Origin of the sequence: Microbacterium sp. GbtcB4 (assembly GCF_019091465.1) — a bacterium.
GTDB lineage: Bacteria > Actinomycetota > Actinomycetes > Actinomycetales > Microbacteriaceae > Microbacterium > Microbacterium paraoxydans.
Genome location: NZ_JAGXJJ010000591.1, coordinates 1 through 235, shown reverse-complemented (window position 1 = coordinate 235; position 235 = coordinate 1). Strand labels below are relative to the sequence as shown.

Below are 235 nucleotides of genomic sequence, written 5' to 3'. Positions count from 1 at the left end.
GCATGCCGAGGTCGTCCACCAGCCGGCTCGGGACCCCGGTGGGGCCGCTGGTCGCGGCGACGGGGCTGCCCGCGGCGGCGAGGCCGGCCGGGAGCTGCAGGTGCTCCGGGCCGAGCACGGGCTCGGTCGCGGTGGTGCAGGTGATCAGCAGCGTGGTGTGCGCCGCCGTGCGGGCGTACTCCACGGCCGGCACCGGGCGGATGTCGTGCTTGGCTGCGAAGATCACCGCGCGACC

1 pseudogene is annotated in these 235 nt (G+C 77.0%); it reads right to left on the bottom strand.

The window, feature by feature from the left end:
- A pseudogene (locus KVS71_RS18930) lies at positions 1 to 235 on the bottom strand (glutamyl-tRNA reductase); the annotation flags it as partial.